The 15,829-nt window shown below is 70.1% G+C and carries 15 protein-coding genes and 1 pseudogene; 5 read left to right on the forward strand and 11 right to left on the reverse strand.

Going from position 1 to position 15,829, the window contains the following annotated elements; genetic code table 11:
* Position 1: 1 nt before the first annotated feature.
* The 3 genes from gatB to gatC are packed head-to-tail and all read right to left on the reverse strand — an operon-like array spanning position 2 to position 3,305.
* The gene (gatB, locus tag ABZ863_RS07755; RefSeq protein WP_358532179.1) at positions 2–1,507 is read right to left on the reverse strand and encodes an Asp-tRNA(Asn)/Glu-tRNA(Gln) amidotransferase subunit GatB; all 1,506 of its coding nucleotides are present in this window, start codon (positions 1,505–1,507) and stop codon (positions 2–4) included.
* A complete protein-coding gene (gene gatA / locus ABZ863_RS07760) occupies positions 1,504–3,009 on the reverse strand; it encodes an Asp-tRNA(Asn)/Glu-tRNA(Gln) amidotransferase subunit GatA (protein ID WP_358532181.1) in 1,506 nt (501 codons plus the stop codon). Before gatA ends, gatB begins: the two co-directional genes overlap by 4 nt.
* The gene (gene gatC / locus ABZ863_RS07765; RefSeq protein ID WP_358532183.1) at positions 3,006–3,305 is read right to left on the reverse strand and encodes an Asp-tRNA(Asn)/Glu-tRNA(Gln) amidotransferase subunit GatC; all 300 of its coding nucleotides are present in this window, start codon (positions 3,303–3,305) and stop codon (positions 3,006–3,008) included. The genes gatA and gatC overlap by 4 nt, the downstream gene beginning before the upstream one ends.
* Positions 3,306–3,644: 339 nt before the next feature.
* Here gatC and ABZ863_RS07770 point away from each other — a divergent pair, with 339 nt between their 5' ends.
* Positions 3,645–4,298, forward strand: coding sequence for an ACT domain-containing protein (locus ABZ863_RS07770; RefSeq protein ID WP_358532185.1), 654 nt, complete (start codon positions 3,645–3,647; stop codon positions 4,296–4,298).
* A gap of 9 nt (positions 4,299–4,307) precedes the next feature.
* Here ABZ863_RS07770 and ABZ863_RS07775 read toward each other — a convergent pair whose 3' ends face one another.
* From ABZ863_RS07775 to ABZ863_RS07790, 4 genes are all read right to left on the reverse strand, one after another.
* Positions 4,308–4,808: a GNAT family N-acetyltransferase gene (locus ABZ863_RS07775; protein WP_358532187.1), complete on the reverse strand. Its 501-nt coding sequence runs from the start codon at positions 4,806–4,808 to the stop codon at positions 4,308–4,310.
* Positions 4,801–6,927 carry an NAD-dependent DNA ligase LigA gene (gene ligA, locus ABZ863_RS07780; protein WP_358532189.1) on the reverse strand — a complete coding sequence of 709 codons (2,127 nt, stop codon included), beginning with the start codon at positions 6,925–6,927 and terminating at the stop codon, positions 4,801–4,803. Before ligA ends, ABZ863_RS07775 begins: the two co-directional genes overlap by 8 nt.
* A gap of 236 nt (positions 6,928–7,163) precedes the next feature.
* A complete protein-coding gene (locus tag ABZ863_RS07785; protein ID WP_358532191.1) occupies positions 7,164–7,838 on the reverse strand; it encodes a hypothetical protein in 675 nt (224 codons plus the stop codon).
* A 10-nt stretch (positions 7,839–7,848) separates the two neighbouring features.
* Positions 7,849–8,886 (reverse strand): methionine synthase, encoded by a 1,038-nt coding sequence (locus tag ABZ863_RS07790; RefSeq protein WP_358532193.1) that lies wholly within the window; start codon positions 8,884–8,886, stop codon positions 7,849–7,851.
* Between the two features lie 99 nt (positions 8,887–8,985).
* Here ABZ863_RS07790 and ABZ863_RS07795 point away from each other — a divergent pair, with 99 nt between their 5' ends.
* Both ABZ863_RS07795 and ABZ863_RS07800 read left to right on the forward strand, forming a co-directional pair.
* Complete coding sequence (locus ABZ863_RS07795) at positions 8,986–9,819, forward strand: nitrilase-related carbon-nitrogen hydrolase (RefSeq protein ID WP_358532195.1); 834 nt, start codon at positions 8,986–8,988, stop codon at positions 9,817–9,819.
* Positions 9,820–9,933: 114 nt separating this feature from the next.
* Positions 9,934–10,986 (forward strand): MBL fold metallo-hydrolase, encoded by a 1,053-nt coding sequence (locus tag ABZ863_RS07800; RefSeq protein WP_358532196.1) that lies wholly within the window; start codon positions 9,934–9,936, stop codon positions 10,984–10,986.
* Here the strand turns inward: ABZ863_RS07800 and ABZ863_RS07805 are convergent.
* On the reverse strand, positions 10,962–12,482 hold the full coding sequence (locus ABZ863_RS07805; protein WP_358532198.1) for an MDR family MFS transporter: 1,521 nt from the start codon (positions 12,480–12,482) through the stop codon (positions 10,962–10,964). The genes ABZ863_RS07800 and ABZ863_RS07805 overlap by 25 nt on opposite strands.
* A gap of 115 nt (positions 12,483–12,597) precedes the next feature.
* Between ABZ863_RS07805 and ABZ863_RS07810 the strand changes: the two genes are divergently transcribed.
* Entirely contained in the window at positions 12,598–12,855 is a 258-nt protein-coding gene (locus ABZ863_RS07810) for a hypothetical protein (RefSeq protein WP_358532200.1), read from the forward strand.
* A complete protein-coding gene (locus ABZ863_RS07815) occupies positions 12,855–13,274 on the forward strand; it encodes a TA system VapC family ribonuclease toxin (protein WP_358532202.1) in 420 nt (139 codons plus the stop codon). Before ABZ863_RS07810 ends, ABZ863_RS07815 begins: the two co-directional genes overlap by 1 nt.
* Before the next feature lies 1 nt (position 13,275).
* Here the strand turns inward: ABZ863_RS07815 and ABZ863_RS07820 are convergent.
* The 3 genes and pseudogenes from ABZ863_RS07820 to ABZ863_RS07830 all read right to left on the reverse strand — a co-directional run.
* Positions 13,276–13,479: pseudogene (locus ABZ863_RS07820) on the reverse strand (acyl-CoA synthetase); the annotation flags it as partial.
* 14 nt (positions 13,480–13,493) lie between these two features.
* Positions 13,494–14,585, reverse strand: a complete 1,092-nt coding sequence (gene mnmA / locus ABZ863_RS07825) for a tRNA 2-thiouridine(34) synthase MnmA (protein ID WP_358532204.1) — start codon at positions 14,583–14,585, stop codon at positions 13,494–13,496.
* Positions 14,586–14,588: 3 nt separating this feature from the next.
* On the reverse strand, positions 14,589–15,791 hold the full coding sequence (locus tag ABZ863_RS07830; RefSeq protein ID WP_358532206.1) for a cysteine desulfurase family protein: 1,203 nt from the start codon (positions 15,789–15,791) through the stop codon (positions 14,589–14,591).
* Positions 15,792–15,829 lie beyond the last annotated feature (38 nt).

Raw genomic sequence — 15,829 nt, forward strand, 5'->3', positions numbered from 1 at the left:
CTCAGGCGCCGACCCGTTCCAGGATCAGCTCGCGGACCCGCTTGGCGTCCGCCTGGCCCTTGGTCGCCTTCATCACCGCACCCACGATCGCGCCGGCGGCCTGCACCTTGCCGCCGCGGATCTTGTCGGCGATGTCCGGCTGGGCGGCCAGCGCCTCATCGACGGCCGTGAGCAGCGCGGAGTCGTCGGAAACGACCTTCAGGCCACGCTTGTCCACGACCTCGTCCGGCTCACCCTCACCGGCCAGCACGCCCTGGACGACCTCGCGGGCGAGCTTGTTGGTCAGCTCCCCGGACTTGACGAGCGCGATCACACGCGCCAGCTGCGCCGGAGTGATCGGGAGGTCCGACAGCTCCACCTCGCGGGCGTTCGCCTGTTGCGTCAGGTACTGCACCCACCAGCTACGGGCCTCACCCGGCTCGGCACCGGCGTCGACCGTGGCCGCGACGAGTTCGGCGGCGCCGGTGTTGACGAGGTCACGCAGCTCCTCGTCGGTCAGGTTCCAGTCCTCCTGGATGCGCTTACGGCGTTCCCACGGCATCTCCGGGATCGTCTCCCGCAGCTGGTCAACCCACGCGCGGGACGGCGCGATGGGCACCAGGTCCGGCTCGGGGAAGTACCGGTAGTCCTCGGCGGTTTCCTTGGTGCGCCCCGGCGAGGTGCTCCCATCGGCTTCCTGGAAGTGCCGGGTCTCCTGCGTCACCGTGCCGCCCCCGGCCAGGACGGCCGCCTGCCGCGTCATCTCGTACCGCACGGCGCGCTCGACACTGCGCAGCGAGTTGACGTTCTTCGTCTCGGTGCGGGTGCCGAACTCGCTGCTGCCCTTGGGCATGAGCGAGACGTTCGCGTCGCAGCGCAGCGAACCCTGATCCATCCGGACGTCCGAGACGTCCATCGCGCGGAGCAGGTCACGCAGCGCGGTCACGTACGCGCGGGCCACCTCGGGAGCCCGCTCCCCCATGCCGGCGATCGGCTTGGTCACGATCTCGATCAGCGGCACCCCGGCGCGGTTGTAGTCGAGCAGCGAGTGCTCGGCGCCGTGGATCCGCCCGGTCGCGCCGCCGACGTGCAGCGACTTGCCGGTGTCCTCCTCCATGTGCGCCCGCTCGATGTCGATGCGCACCACCTCACCGTCGTCGAGCACCACGTCGAGGTAGCCGTTGAACGCGATCGGCTCGTCGTACTGCGAGGTCTGGAAGTTCTTCGGCATGTCAGGGTAGAAGTAGTTCTTCCTGGCGAACCGGCACCATTCGGCGATCTCGCAGTTGAGCGCGAGGCCGATCCGGATCGCCGACTCCACCGCCTTGCCGTTGACCACCGGCAGCGCACCGGGCAGACCGAGGCAGGTCGGGCACACGTGTGTGTTGGGCTCCCCGCCGAAGAGGTTCGGGCAGCCACAGAACATCTTGGTCCTGGTGGACAGCTCGACGTGCACCTCGAGCCCCAGCACCGGGTCGTAGCGCTCGAGGACCTCGGCGTAGTCCATCAGATCAGCCAGGGCAGTCACGCCGGCTCCCCCTTCAGCTCCGGAATCCGGTCCAGGATCGGGCCGCGCGCCACCTCGTAGGCCGCGCCGACCCGGTAGAGCCGGTCATCGGCCAGCGCGGGCGCCATGATCTGCAGCCCCACCGGCAGACCGTCCTCATCGGACAGTCCACTGGGGACACTCATGGCCGCGTTGCCCGCCAGGTTGGCCGGGATCGAGCAGATGTCGGACAGGTACATCGCGAGCGGGTCGTCCACGCGCTCGCCGATCTTGAAGGCCGTCGTGGGCGTCGTGGGCGAAACCAGCACGTCCACCTGCTCGAAGGCCGCCTCGAAGTCGCGTGTGATCAGCGTGCGCACCTTCTGCGCCGACCCGTAGTAGGCGTCGTAGTAGCCCGAGGACAGCGCGTAGGTGCCGAGCATGATCCGGCGCTTGACCTCGGCGCCGAACCCGGCCTCACGGGTCAGCGACATGACCTCCTCGGCGCTGTGCGCGCCGTCGTCGGCCACGCGCAGGCCGTAGCGCATCGCGTCGAACCGGGCCAGGTTCGAGGAGCACTCGCTGGGCGCGATCAGGTAGTACGCGGGCAGCGCGTAGGTGAAGTTCGGGCACGAGATCTCCAGCACCTCGGCACCGAGCTCGCGCAGCTGCGCGACGGCGGCCTCGAACGAGCGCAGTACACCGGGCTGGTAACCCTCACCGGCGAACTCGGTGACGACCCCGATCTTCACGCCGGTGAGGTCACCCTCGGCGCCCTGCCGCGCGGCCGCGACGACCGGCGGGACGGGGGCGTCGATGGAGGTGGAGTCGAGCGGGTCGTGCCCGGCGATGACCTCGTGCAGCAGCGCGGCGTCGAGCACGGTGCGCCCGCACGGGCCCGCCTGGTCGAGCGAGGAGGAGAACGCCACGAGCCCGTAGCGGGAGACACCGCCGTAGGTCGGCTTCACGCCGACGGTGCCGGTGACGGAGGCGGGCTGACGAATGGAGCCACCGGTGTCGGTCCCGATGGCCAGCGGTGCTTCGAACGCCGCGAGCGAAGCCGACGAGCCACCGCCGGAACCGCCGGGGATGCGCTTGCGGTCCCAGGGGTTGCGGGTGGGGCCGTAGGCGGAGTTCTCCGTGGAGGAGCCCATCGCGAACTCGTCCATGTTGGTCTTGCCGAGGATGACGACACCGGCCTCGCGCAGCTTGCGCGTCACCGTTGCGTCGTAGGGCGGTACCCAGTTCTCCAGTGTCTTCGAGCCGCACGTGGTCGGCACACCTTTGGTCGTGAGAACGTCCTTCAGTGCCAACGGCACACCCGCGATCGGCGAGACCGGAGCGTGGCCCTCGGCGAGGTCCGCGTCCACCTTGCGAGCCGCGTCCAGCGCGCCCTCGGTGTCGACGTGCAGGAAGGCGTTCACGGCACTGTCGACCTCGGCGATGCGGTCGAGGTGCGCCTGCGTCACCTCCACCGAGGTGAGTTCGCGGGCGTGAATCCGCGCCGCCAGCTCGGCGGCGGTGAGCCGTGTCAGATCAGTCACTGTTCTTCCCCCAGGATGCGCGGGACCCGGAACCTGCCCTCTTCGACCGCCGGCGCACCGGACAACGCCTCGTCCTGAGTCAGGCCGGGACGGATCTCGTCGGCACGGAACACGTTGGTCAGCGGCACGGCATGCGAGGTGGGCGGGATGTCGTCCCCGGCGATCTCGCCTACCTTGGCCACCGCGTCCAAAATCTGATCGAGCTGACCTGCGAAAACGTCCAGCTCCTCCTCGGTGACGGCCATCCTGGCCAGTTTGGCGAGGTGTGCGACTTCGTCGCGGGAAATGTTCGACACGCAGCTGACTCCGGTGGGGGTTTCTCGATTCGCGAGTGGGATGTTGTGGATCTGGGTATTCCCACCGGCAGTCTATGGCGTGCGGCGCGCGGGGCTCGACCGGGTTATCGGTGCAGTGTGGATCTGGCCACGCCGTCGGCGGCTGCATTTGCCGCGCTCGTTCTGCCACAATCATCCGCCGGCACGCGCGCTCCACGGCAAGGCGGGAGTGCCCGAGAAGACGTCAGGTCTGAAAGCTGCGGTGAGCTGCTTGAATGAGGTGAGGAAGCTGCACGGGAGGCGCCACCAGCGGGTTCTCGGCGCAGTGTGTTGCCCGACGAGGACCGAGAGGGGCGCACAGTGTCGTTCCTGATCCGGGTTCAGCTCCCGGACAGTCCCGGGACCCTCGGTGCCGTGGCCACCGCGCTGGGTATGGCAGGCGCGGACATCCTGAGCGTCGACGTCGTGGAGCGCGGCGGCGGAGTCGCCATCGACGACCTGGTCGTCGAGATGCCGTCGGGCCGGCTGCCCGACGCGCTGATCACCGCCGCGGAGAGTGTCGAGGGTGTCGAGGTGGATGCCGTGCGCCCCTACGCCGGTGTGCTGGACACCCACCGCGAGCTGGAACTGGTCGAGGACATCGCCGCCCAGCCGTCATCCGGTCTCGACCTGCTGGCCGAAGGCGTGCCGCGGATCATCCGGGCAGGCTGGTCCGTCGTGGTACAGCACGGCGACGACGGGGTGCAGCGGCTCGCGTCGTCGAGTGCCGCGCCGGAGACGCTGATCGAGGAGATGCCGTGGTTGCCGCTGGAGCGGGCCACGGTGCTGGACGGCGAGGAACCGTGGATCCCGGAGACGTGGCGGGAGCTCGGTACCGAACTGGCGGCGACCCCGCTCGGCAAACCGGACCGCGTGCTGCTGGTGGGCCGCCCAGGCGGGCCGATGTTCCGCGCTGCCGAAGTGGCGCGGCTGGCCCACCTCGCCGGCATCGTAGCCGTTGTCCTCGATAGCTGACATCACGCGCTACAACTCGAGGGAGTACGCCAGCAGGGTTACTCCGGGTACCGGCTCCCAGTCGCGTTCCGGTAGGCGGCGGAAGCCGAGCCGGGCGTAGAGCCGGTGGGCGGTGGTCATGGACTCCAGGCTGCACAGCACCACACGCCTGGCTGCCAGCGCGCGGGCTCGGTCGAGTACGGCCTGCGTGAGCGCCGCGCCGACGCCCCGGCCCCGCGCATCCGCGGCGACCGCGAGCATCCGGAACTCCACCTCGCCATCCCGCGCGATCTCCGTATACGGCGTGCCTGCCCGCACGATCGTGACCGTGCCGATCGGCGCCCCCGAGTCGGCCACGGCGACGAGCAGTTCGGCGTGCTCGGCCCGGTGCGCGGCCGCGCGCAGCTCGGCGGCATAGGACTCACCCGCGTCGTGGCCGAGTAGGCCGTCCGCCTGGTAGGCAGCGACCGTCAGCTCGCCGAGCGCCGCGAACTCGGCGGGCCGCGCCGCCCGGACGAGGACGTCACTCATCTGCCGCGACCTCGGCGACCTCGGCCGCCGCGTCGGGTCCGCGCTCCAGCAGAACCCGGAACCCGCTCTCGTTCAGCACGGGCACCTTGAGCTGGACCGCCTTGTCGTACTTGGAGCCCGGCGCATCGCCAACGACCACGAACGCCGTCTTCTTCGACACCGATCCGGCGGCCTTGCCGCCGCGGGCCATGATCGCCTCCTTGGCCTCGTCACGGGAGAACGTCTCCAGCGACCCGGTCACGACGATCGACAGTCCCTCCAGATTGCGCGGGACCGAGTCGTCACGTTCCTCCGCCAGGCGCACACCCGAGCGGCGCCACTTCTCGACGATCTCGCGGTGCCAGTCGACGGCGAACCACTCGCGTACGGCCCGCGCAATCGTCGGGCCGACCCCGTCGACGTCGGCGATCTCCTCCTCGGTGGCGCTGTCGATGCGGTCGATGGAGCCGAACTCCCGCGCCAGCGCCTGTGCGGCGGTGGGGCCGACATGCCGGATCGACAGCGCGACAATCACCTTCCACAGTGGACGGTCCTTGGCGGAGTCAAGGTTCGCCAGCAGACGTACCCCGTTGGCCGACAGTTCGCCCGCCTTGGTGACGAACAGCTCGACCTGCCCGAGCTGCTCCTCATCGAGCGCGAACACGTCGCCCTCATCGGTGAGCACCCCCGCCTGCAGCAGCGCACTCGCCGCCTCGTAGCCGAGCACCTCGATGTCGAAAGCACTCCGGCTGGCCAGGTAGAACAGCCGTTCCCGCAGCTGCGCCGGGCAGGATCGTGCGTTCGGGCAACGGATGTCGACGTCGCCCTCTTTCTGGTAGGCGAGGCGGGTGCCGCATTCCGGGCAGTGCGCGGGCATCACGAACTCCCGCTCGTCGCCGGTGCGCACGTCCACGACCGGTCCGAGCACCTCGGGGATCACGTCACCCGCCTTGCGGATCACCACCCGGTCCCCGATCAGGACGCCCTTGCGCTTGACCTCCTCCGCGTTGTGCAACGTCGCCATCGCCACGGTCGACCCGGCGACCTTGACCGGCTCCATCACCGCATACGGCGTGACCCGCCCGGTGCGCCCGACGTTGACGCGGATGTCCAGCAGCGTGGTGGTGGCCTCCTCGGGCGGGTACTTGAACGCGATCGCCCAGCGCGGCGCACGGGACGTCGCACCGAGCCTGCGCTGCAGGGCGACCTGATCGACCTTGATGACCACCCCGTCGATCTCGTACTCGGCGTCGTGCCGGTGCTCACCCCAGTAGCCGATGTGCTCGACCAGCCCCTCTGCGGTGTCGATGACCTTGCTGTACCGCGAGACCGGCAACCCCCACGCGGCGAGGGCGTCGTACGCCTCGGACTGCCGCTCCGGATCGAAGCCGTCCCGTTTGCCGAGCCCATGGCAGAGCAGCCGCAGCGGGCGGGAGCGGGTGACCTTCGGGTCCTTCTGCCGCAGCGAGCCTGCCGCCGCGTTGCGCGGGTTGGCGAACGGCGGTTTGCCCGCCTCGACCAAGCGCGCGTTGAGGTCGGCGAATTCCGCGACGCGGTAGTAGACCTCGCCGCGCACCTCGACCCGGTCCGGCACGGGGAACTCGGCGGTGCCGGTCAGCCGGTCCGGCACGTCCTGCAGCGTGCGGACGTTGAGCGTGACGTCCTCACCCGTGCGCCCGTCGCCGCGTGTGAGCGCGCGCGTGAGCGTGCCGTTCTCGTAGAGCAGGTTGATGGCGAGACCGTCGATCTTCAGCTCGCACAGGTACCGCGTCTGCCCACCGACCTCGCGCTCGACACGGTCGACCCAGGCGCGCAGCTCGTCGAGGTCGAAAGCGTTGTCGAGGCTCAGCATGCGCTCGAGGTGATCGTGCGCGGTGAACTCGGTGGAGAACATGCCGCCGACCTTCTGCGTCGGCGAGTCCGGCGTGGCCAGGCCCGGATACTGCCGCTCGAGGTCTTCCAGTTCGCGCAGCAGCGCGTCGAACTCGCCGTCGGAAATCGTCGGCGAGTCCAGTACGTAGTAGCGGAACTGGTGCCCGCGCACCTCCTCGGCGAGGGCGTGGTGCTGCTCGCGGACACCGGCGGGCACGTCGGCGATGTCCTCTGCTACGTGTCCTGCTGCCAGGTCATCACTGCTCACAGCCACACAGGGTAGTCAGCGGGACCGACAGAAGCCGGATGAAGGCTCAGCCACGAGGCCGCCGCGCGCCAGAGCGGGGGACTCGCGCACCAGAGCGGGCAACTCGCACGCCGGAACGGGGGACTCGCGCACCGGAACGGGGGACTCGCGCGTGCTGGTCACTGACGAACGCAACCACGCCCGCCCGGCCGAGGAGCCCGCGCCGTGGGGTCTGCGGGGGTCGCCCCCGCAACACCTCAGCCGAGCCCGCGGACCAGCTCCCGGAACTCCAGCAGTGTGATCGCGCCCGACGGTTCGGCCACGGCGGTCTCCACGCGACGCAGCCGTTCGGCGGCCAGCCGCTCGCCGAGCGTGGCGTCCAGTGGCAGGAAGGTCAGCGCGTCGCGGGCGGGCTCCGGCAGCTCCCCCAGTGCCGGGTGATGCACGGCGACGTCCACGACCTGCTCAGCCTCGTCGACCTGCGCGACGATCCGGACGTCGGCGAGCGCGATCCGGTGTTCGCCGACGTTGACGGTGACCTCGGTGGGATCCGGCACCGGGGGCACAGAGTCGTGGTACTCCCAGATCGCGTTATCGGCCGGCGCGGCCGCCTTCCATGCGTCGGTGTAGGCGCGCAACGCGGGATCCTCCTGCCCGCTGACGACGAGCGCGTAAATGGCGCGCTGGCCGCGGTCGAGGGAGAACTGCAGGTCCGGGTGCACGCGCGCAACCGCCTCGCACAACAGGGTCTCCGCGGCCTGCGGGTTGCCCTCCCCGAGCGCGGCGCTGATCTCGGGCAGCAGTTCGTCCCAGTGTCGCCAGAACTCGGCCGCCGCGGCCCGCGGATCGGCTGGCACAGGCTGTTCCGGCCATGGGGTGCGCGGGTCGGGCGGATCGTCCGTGCCTCGGCGGTGCCGCCGCAAGAATCCCATCCTCGAAGTCCTACCAGCCTTCCGGCGGCTCCACGAACGCTTTGCCCAGATCGCGCGTGAGCGACAGCGCCCGGCGCAGCCACTCGCCCGTCGCGCCAGCCAGCCCGCACACCGGTGTCGGCACGGCGCGGTCACCGAGAATGGCGCGGTTGAACCCCAGCCTGTCGACCAGTCGCAGCGCGGGCCCCGCCACATCATGCAGGCCGGGCGGGGTGGCGGGCGCGACACCAGGCACCAGGCCGAGGAGGAGCTCGGTGCCGCTGTCCCAGGCCTCGCCCAGCTCATCGAGCAGCGCGCCGGGCGCACCGTCGAGCAGCGTGGCGTCGATGGCGAGCGCACCGGCGCCTGCGGCCCGCAGCAGGGCAACGGGTGGCCGTGGCGCGCAGCAATGCACGATCACCGGGTGGCCGGTGATCTTCTCCGCACCGGCCACGACCGTCGCGAGCAGCTGCTGCGCATCCGGCTCCGGCACCGCGGCCACCATGCCGTACCCCGATGCGGTTGGCAGCGCACCGGCCAGCACGGCGGGCAGCGTCGGCTCGTCGAGCTGTACGACCACCCCGGCTCCGGTGCGCTCGGCGAGTTCCGCGACGTGCCCAGCAAGGCCTTCGAGCAGTGACGCGGCGAAGTCGCGGGTGGCTCCGCGGTCGGTGAGCACGCGGTGCCCGCGCACCAGCTCCACGCCGGCCGCCAGTGTCCACGGCCCGGCGACCTGCGTCTTCACGAGTGCGGGCGCCGCGCCCGCGCGGTCGGCGGCCTCGGTGAACGCGTCCACGTCCCAGCGCAGCAGGTCCACCGCACGCCGGTGGTCCCTACCCGGGCGGGCGGCGACGCGGTAGCCGCTGGGCACCACCTCGGCGGCGAGGTCGACCAGCAGCCCCGCGGCGCGGCCGATGGTGTCGGCACCGAGGCCGCGCTCGGGCAGTTCGGGCAGGTTCGGGAACTCGGGCAGCTCGCCGATGACGATCGTCGCCGCTTCGGCTGCGTCGGTACCAGGCATCGAGCCGATGCCGGTGGCCGCGCCACGCGGCCAGGTCTGCTCACTCACGGGTCCGATTCTTCTCCAGGTCCTCGTGCCCACGGGAGGGTGCTGCCCCCGGAGTACCTTGCAACTACGGATCGCTTGCGTACGAAGGAGGTGAGACGCATGAGGGTGGCACTCGCGCAGACGGACTGCCGGCTCGGTGACGTGGACGGGAACCTGGCGGATACCGAGCGCATCATCAAGGATGCCGCAGCCGAGGACGCCGACCTGGTGGTCTTTCCCGAACTCAGCCTGACGGGCTACGCGCTGGGCCAGCTCGCGGACGACATCTCGCTGTGGCCGGACGACTCTCGTCTCGCCGACCTGTCGCGGCATGGCCCGGACGTGGTCATCGGGCTGCTGGAGGACGGCCGGATCCGCAGGCACAACTCCGCGCTGTACCTGTCGGACGGTCAGGTCGTCCACAACCACCGCAAGCTCTACCTGCCGAACTACCTGCTGTGGGAGGAGCGCAAGCACGCCAGCCCCGGCCAGCACATGCGTGCCTTCGACAGCCGGTTCGGCCGGTTCGCGACGCTGATCTGCAACGACGCCTGGCAGCCGATGCTGCCGTGGCTGGCGGCCCAGGACGGCGCCGAGCTGCTGATCGTGCCGGCCAACAGCGCCGCCAAGCTCACCGGCGGCTCGTTCGATCCGGCCGAGTACTGGCACGACCTGCTGACGTTCACCGCACGCATGCAGCAGTGCTGGGTGGTGTTCGTCAACCGGGTCGGTGACGAGGCGGGTGTCCGGTTCTGGGGCGGCTCGCGCGTTCTCGACCCGTGGGGCTCGGTGGTGGCGACGGCGCCGAGCTGGGAGGAGTCGCTCCTGGTCGTGGAGATCGACCCGACCGCGGTGCGCCGCAGACGGCGCGAGATCCCGCTACTCGCCGACGCACGGCTCGGGTTGCTGCGGCGGGAGCTCGACCGGTTGATCAACGAGAGCGGTAGCGACTGACTGAGCGTTTGCTCGGTGACCTGTGTCTCAGGACCCTCCTGCCGGCGGGCTGGACCTGTTCTGATCGAGGAATTGCTCGAAGGAGAACCAGGTTCAACCACAGCGAGGTCAGGCGTGGAACCACTCGAGGACGAAACCAGCCGCCACTGGACCGAACCGGGCATCTACGCGGTGGCGCCCGGTGTCTACCGGATCCCGTTGCCGCTGCCCAACGACGCACTGCGCGCCGTCAACGTCTACGCACTCACCGACGGTGACTCACTCGTGCTCATCGACTCGGGCTGGGCAATCGACACCGCACACGCACAGTTGGAGACGGCGCTGGCCGGCCTCGGTGCCGGACTCGGGGACGTCGGCCAGTTCCTGGTGACCCACGTCCATCGCGACCACTACACGCTGGCGGTCGCGTTGCGCCGCAAGTTCGGTGTGCGGATCGCGCTGGGCAAGCTGGAGGAGCCCTCGCTGAAGCTCGCCAGCGAACCGGGCACCCCGGCAATGCACCGGCAGGTGCGGTTGCTGCACCGGGCAGGTGCCCAGCCGGTGATCACCGAACTGGAGAGGGTCTTCGCCGAGCGGCTCCCCGACACCGAGGAAAGCTTCTGGGAGGCGCCCGACGAGTGGCTCACGCCAGGCACGCGCACCGTGCTGCCGGGCCGCGAGCTGGACGTGGTGCACACCCCCGGCCACACCACGGGACACGTCGTCTTCGCCGACGGGGCAGCGAACCTGCTGTTCTCCGGCGACCACGTGCTGCCGCACATCACCCCGTCGATCGGGTTCGAGGCTGCGCCGGCCGAGCTGCCGCTGCGCGACTACCTCGGCTCGCTCCGGCTCGTCCGCGAGATGCCCGACATGCGGATGCTGCCCGCGCACGGCCCCGTCTCACCGAGCGTGCACGCGCGGGTGGACGAGCTGCTCGACCATCACAGGCAGCGACTCGACGAGATCGGCGAAACCATCGCGCAGGGCGCACAGACGGCGTACGAATCGGCGTTGCGGCTGACCTGGACGCGGCGTGCGCACGCGCTGACCGCGCTCGACCCGTTCAACCAGATGCTGGCCGTGCTCGAATCCGGCGCGCACCTGGATCTGCTGGTATTCCAGGGCAAGCTGGCCACGACCGACGTCGAGGGCGTACGGCACTACACGCTGGGCACCTCTGCCTGAACGCGCTTGCGGTACCTCGGCAGGAGCAGCGCGGGCACGAACAACGCGACGGTCAGGAAGAACGCCACCCAGAACGCGAAACCGAAGGAGTCCGCCAGTAGGGGCGCCACCCGCGGGAGCAGCTGGGGCGGCACCGAGCCGAGCGCGTCGGCTCCCGCACCGGAGGCGGCAAGGCCGTGCTGGGTGAACAGCTGCGTGATCCGCTGGGTGAGCATCGTCACCAGCAATGCGCTGCCCAGTGAGGCGCCGACCTGCTGCAGCGCGGTCAGCGTGGGGGCGGCTCGCGACACCGCTTCGTTGCTCAGCCGGGAGTACGCGGCGGCGAAGGTCGGCATCATGACCGCGCCGATGCCGAGCCCGCGTACGAACAGCGCCCCACCGAGCAGGGCGTAGGAGGTGTTGGCGCCGACCTGGGTGAACGGCAGCGTGCCGAGCAACGCGAGCACGATCCCCACCGGCACGACGTAACCCGCGCCGATCCGATCGGTCAGCCTGCCGGCCACCGGCATCACCAGCATGGCGCCGAGGCCCTGCGGGGCCAGCAGCAGGCCCGCGTTGAGCGCGCCTTCACCGCGGACGGCCTGGTAGTACAGCGGCAGCAACAGCATCCCGCCGAACAGCGTCATCGCGACCAGGAAGATCATCACTGAGCCCGCGGCGAAGTACCGGTTGACGAACAGCCGCACGTCGATGATCGAGGCGGCACCCCTTCGCAGGCTGTGCAGGCTGAACAACGCCACCCCGGCGGCACCGGCGAGCAGCCAGCCGAGCACGCCCCAGCCGCCGAACCCGCCCTGCGTGCTGGCCCGCGACAGGCCGTAGAGCAGGCAGATGAGCCCGCCGGAGAGCAACAGCAGGCCGCGCAGATCGAGGCGCCCCGGCTCCGGCAGCTGTCCGCCGCCGGGCAGCCGCCACACGGCGAGCGCCACCGCGAGGATGCCGACGGGCACGTTGACGAGGAAGATCCAGTGCCAGCTCACGTACTCGACGATCAGGCCACCAACGACGGGCCCGAGCACCGGACCGAGCAGCATCGGCACGCCGATGATGCTCATCGCCCTGCCCATCCGCTGGGGACCCGCCGACCTTGCGATGATCGTCTGCCCGCCGGGCAGCAACATCCCGCCGCCGAGGCCCTGCAGGATGCGGAACACGATGAGGCTTTCCATGGACCACGCCAGCGCGCACAACGCAGAGCCCGCGGTGAACAGCACCAGGGACGTGATCCACACCCGCTTGGCGCCGAACCGGTCGATGGCCCACCCGGTGAGCGGGATGACGAGACCGACGGCCAGCAGGTAACCGGTGATCACCCACTGCGTCGTCGACAGTGGCGCGGCGAGCTGCCTGCTCAGCGTGTCGATGGCGACGTTGACGATGGTCGTGTCGAGCACCACCATGATGAGCCCGGCAACCACCACGAGCCCCGTCACAATGACGGGGCGGTCCAATCTGTCTGGTACGGGCGTGCGTTGTGCCGCGGCCTGCCGGTCCATGGCGGCTCCTCAGGGAAGCGGTGCCGGGTCCGTGCCCGCCAGGGTAGGCGGCGCCAGGCGGCAAGGCACGCAGCGGAACTGGCTCACGCCAATCATGAGCTGCTAATATGCTTTTATGCGCACCACGGTCCACCTCCCGACTGAGCTCCTTCGAGCCGCCAAGGCCGAAGCCGCAGCCCGCGGGGAGACTCTCAAAGACTTCCTTACACGTGCCGTCACGCATGAACTGGGCAATGTGACAGGGCCAGTCAAGCGCGCGCGTGTCCAGCTGCCCTTGGTGGGCAGCACACGACCAGGAAAGGTCGACCTCACCAACGCCGAGATCGAAGCGATCGTCGCCGCCGAGGATGCCGGAAAATACGGTAACCACTGATGCTGCTCGATGTAGGTGTGTGGCTGGCGGCGGTGTGGACAGGGCATGCCCGCCATCCCCAGGTTGCAGCGTGGTTCAGCGAACAAAGCGACGAACTCCGGCTCTGCCGTGTCACGCAGATGGGGTTGCTGCGACTACTGTCCAACGCTGCCGTCATGGGCGAGGACGTGCTCGCCCGGGCGGATGCCTGGAAGGTCATCGACCAGCTCAGGACCGATGAACGAGTCCAATGGGCTGGCGAACCAGCACAGGTCGAGCCGGCATGGCGGGCGCTGTCCGCACGTGACGACAACAGCCACAAGCTCTGGACTGACGACTATCTGGCCGCGTTCGCGCAAGCGGCCGGCCTCACACTCGTAACTCTCGACACCGGATTCAGCCGGCGGTACCCCTCCGTCACCGTCGAGGTCCTGCGGTAGGTCAGCTGGCCGCGAAGCGGTCGCGTAGCCCCCGCTTCAGGACCTTGCCGGAGGCGTTGCGGGGAAGGTCCTCGACGAAACGCACCGCCTTGGGCACCTTGAAAGCGGCAAGCCCGCCCTTGACGTGGCCGATGAGCTCGTCCTCTGTCACCTCGTCCTCGACCACCACGACCGCCGTGATCGCCTCGATCTACTTCTCCCGCGGCGGGGGAAGCGTGTCTACGCCGTGGCCGCGATCTTCGCACTCCCGAGCACCAGGTCGCCGGCATCGGCGTCCGGTCCGTACAACACCGCCACCTGACCGGGCGCCACCCCGCGCAGCGGCTCGCGCAGCTGGAGACTCACCCCACCGTCGACCGCCTCTGCCACCGCGGGTGCGATGCCGCCGTGTGCACGCACCTGCACAACGCACTCCGTCGGCCCAGCCAGTGGCCGCCCACTCGGCCAGATCGGCCGGTCGGCCTCGATGCGCTGCACCGCCAGGTCCCGTGACGGACCGACCTTCACCGTGCCCGACACCGGCTCCAGCGCGAGCACGTACCGTGGCCTGCCGTCCGCGGCGGGCGCATCGATGCCGAGGCCCTTGCGCTGGCCGATCGTGAACCCGTGCACGCCGGTGTGCTTGCCGAGCACGGCACCGGACTCGGCGTCGACGAGGTCACCAGGCCGCTCGCCGAGCCGGGACTCGAGGAACTTCCGGGTGTCGCCATCCGGAATGAAGCAGATGTCGTGGCTGTCGGGCTTGGCCGCGACGGCGAGGCCGCGCTCGGCTGCCTCGACACGCACGTCCGGCTTGCGGTCGCCGCCGAGGGGGAACATGGCGTGCCGCAGCTGCTCCGGCGTGAGCGAGGCGAGCACGTAGGACTGGTCCTTGTCCGCATCGGCACTGCGCCGCAACTGCGGTACTCCGTCCACAACGGACAGCCGCGCATAGTGGCCCGTGCACACGGCGTCGAAGCCGAGCGCCATCGCCTTGTCCAGCAACGCCTCGAACTTGATCTTCTCGTTGCACGTGACGCAGGGGTTGGGCGTGCGGCCGGCGGCGTACTCCCCGACGAAGGTTTCCACCACCTCCTCGGTGAACCGCTCGGCGAAGTCCCAGACGTAGAACGGGATGCCGAGGATGTCCGCCGCGCGGCGCGCGTCGTGCGCGTCCTCGATGGTGCAGCAGCCTCGCGAACCGGTGCGCAGTGTGCCGGGTTTGGCCGACAGCGCGAGATGCACGCCGGTCACGTCGTGCCCGGCAGCGACGGCACGTGCGGCGGCCACCGCAGAGTCCACTCCCCCGCTCATCGCGGCCAGAACGCGCATTGCCTACACCTCCTGCTTCTGCTTGCGCATGCCGGCCAGGCCGGCTTGCCGGGCCCTGTCCACCACCGCGCGCACCTCGCGGGCGAGCGCGTCGACGTCGTCGGGCGTCGAGGTGTGCCCGAGGGAGAACCGCAACGAACCGCGTGCCGATGCCGCATCGGCGCCCATCGCCAGCAGCACGTGGCTCGGTTCCGCCACGCCAGCGGTGCACGCCGATCCGGTCGAGCACTCGATGCCCTTGGCGTCGAGCAGCATCAGCAGGCTGTCTCCGGCGCAGCCGGGGAACGTGAAGTGGGCGATCCCGGGCAGCCTTGGGACCGAGCCGTCGGTCGGTGCGCCGTTGAGAATGGCGTCGGGCACCGCGTGCAGCACGGCGGCGATCAGGTCGTCGCGCAGCTTGCCGAGCTTGTCGAACGTCGCGGGCTGGTGCCGCACGCTCGTCCGTACGGCGGTCGCGAAGGCGTGGATGGCCGGCACGTCGAGGGTGCCCGAGCGCACCTCGCGCTCCTGCCCGCCACCGTGCAGCAACGGCACGCACGCGGTGTCACGGTCCAGCAGCAGCGCGCCGACACCGTAGGGGCCGCCGAGCTTGTGCCCGGTCACGGTCAGTGCGTTCGCGCCGCTCGCGGCGAAGTCCACCTCGACGGCGCCGACCGCCTGCACGGCATCGGTGTGCAGCGGGATGCCGTGCTCGGCGCAGAGCGCGGTGAGCTCGGGCAACGGGTTCATGGTCCCGACCTCGTTGTTGGCCCACATGATGGTGGCCAGCGCGATGTCGGTGGGGTCGGACTCGATCGCCGCCCGCAGCGTCTCGGGCAGTACCCGGCCATAACGGTCCACGGCAAGCCAGGTGACCTCGGCACCGGCATGCTCGGCGAGCCAGCCGACGGCGTCGAGCACCGCATGGTGTTCCACCGCGCTGACCAGCACGCGGCGCCGGGACGGGTGGGCAGTGTGGCGGGCCCAGTAGATCCCCTTGACGGCGAGGTTGTCACTCTCGGTGCCCCCGCCGGTGAAGATCACCTCCGACGGGCGCGCCCCGAGCGCCTCGGCGACGACCTCACGAGCCTCCTCCACCATCCGCCGGGCCCGGCGGCCCGAGGAATGCAGCGAGGAAGCATTGCCCACGGTGGACAGCGCTTCGGTCATCGCCGCGACGGCGTCGGGCAACATGGGGGTCGTTGCCGCATGGTCGAGGTAGGTCATCGCCTGTCCAGGGTAGTCGGACGCCGCTCGCGTCGGCT

Source organism: Saccharomonospora sp. NPDC046836 (assembly GCF_040645195.1).
GTDB lineage: Bacteria > Actinomycetota > Actinomycetes > Mycobacteriales > Pseudonocardiaceae > Prauserella_A.

Bases quoted from the DNA above. Each gene is read 5' to 3' on its own strand.
- ABZ863_RS07775 (WP_358532187.1), bottom strand. From the start codon at position 4,808: ATGAGTGACGTCCTCGTCCGGGCGGCGCGGCCCGCCGAGTTCGCGGCG.
- mnmA (WP_358532204.1), bottom strand. From the start codon at position 14,585: ATGCGCGTTCTGGCCGCGATGAGCGGGGGAGTGGACTCTGCGGTGGCC.
- ABZ863_RS07795 (WP_358532195.1), top strand. From the start codon at position 8,986: ATGAGGGTGGCACTCGCGCAGACGGACTGCCGGCTCGGTGACGTGGAC.
- ABZ863_RS07810 (WP_358532200.1), top strand. From the start codon at position 12,598: ATGCGCACCACGGTCCACCTCCCGACTGAGCTCCTTCGAGCCGCCAAG.
- ABZ863_RS07805 (WP_358532198.1), bottom strand. From the start codon at position 12,482: ATGGACCGGCAGGCCGCGGCACAACGCACGCCCGTACCAGACAGATTG.
- ABZ863_RS07815 (WP_358532202.1), top strand. From the start codon at position 12,855: ATGCTGCTCGATGTAGGTGTGTGGCTGGCGGCGGTGTGGACAGGGCAT.
- ABZ863_RS07785 (WP_358532191.1), bottom strand. From the start codon at position 7,838: ATGGGATTCTTGCGGCGGCACCGCCGAGGCACGGACGATCCGCCCGAC.
- ABZ863_RS07830 (WP_358532206.1), bottom strand. From the start codon at position 15,791: ATGACCTACCTCGACCATGCGGCAACGACCCCCATGTTGCCCGACGCC.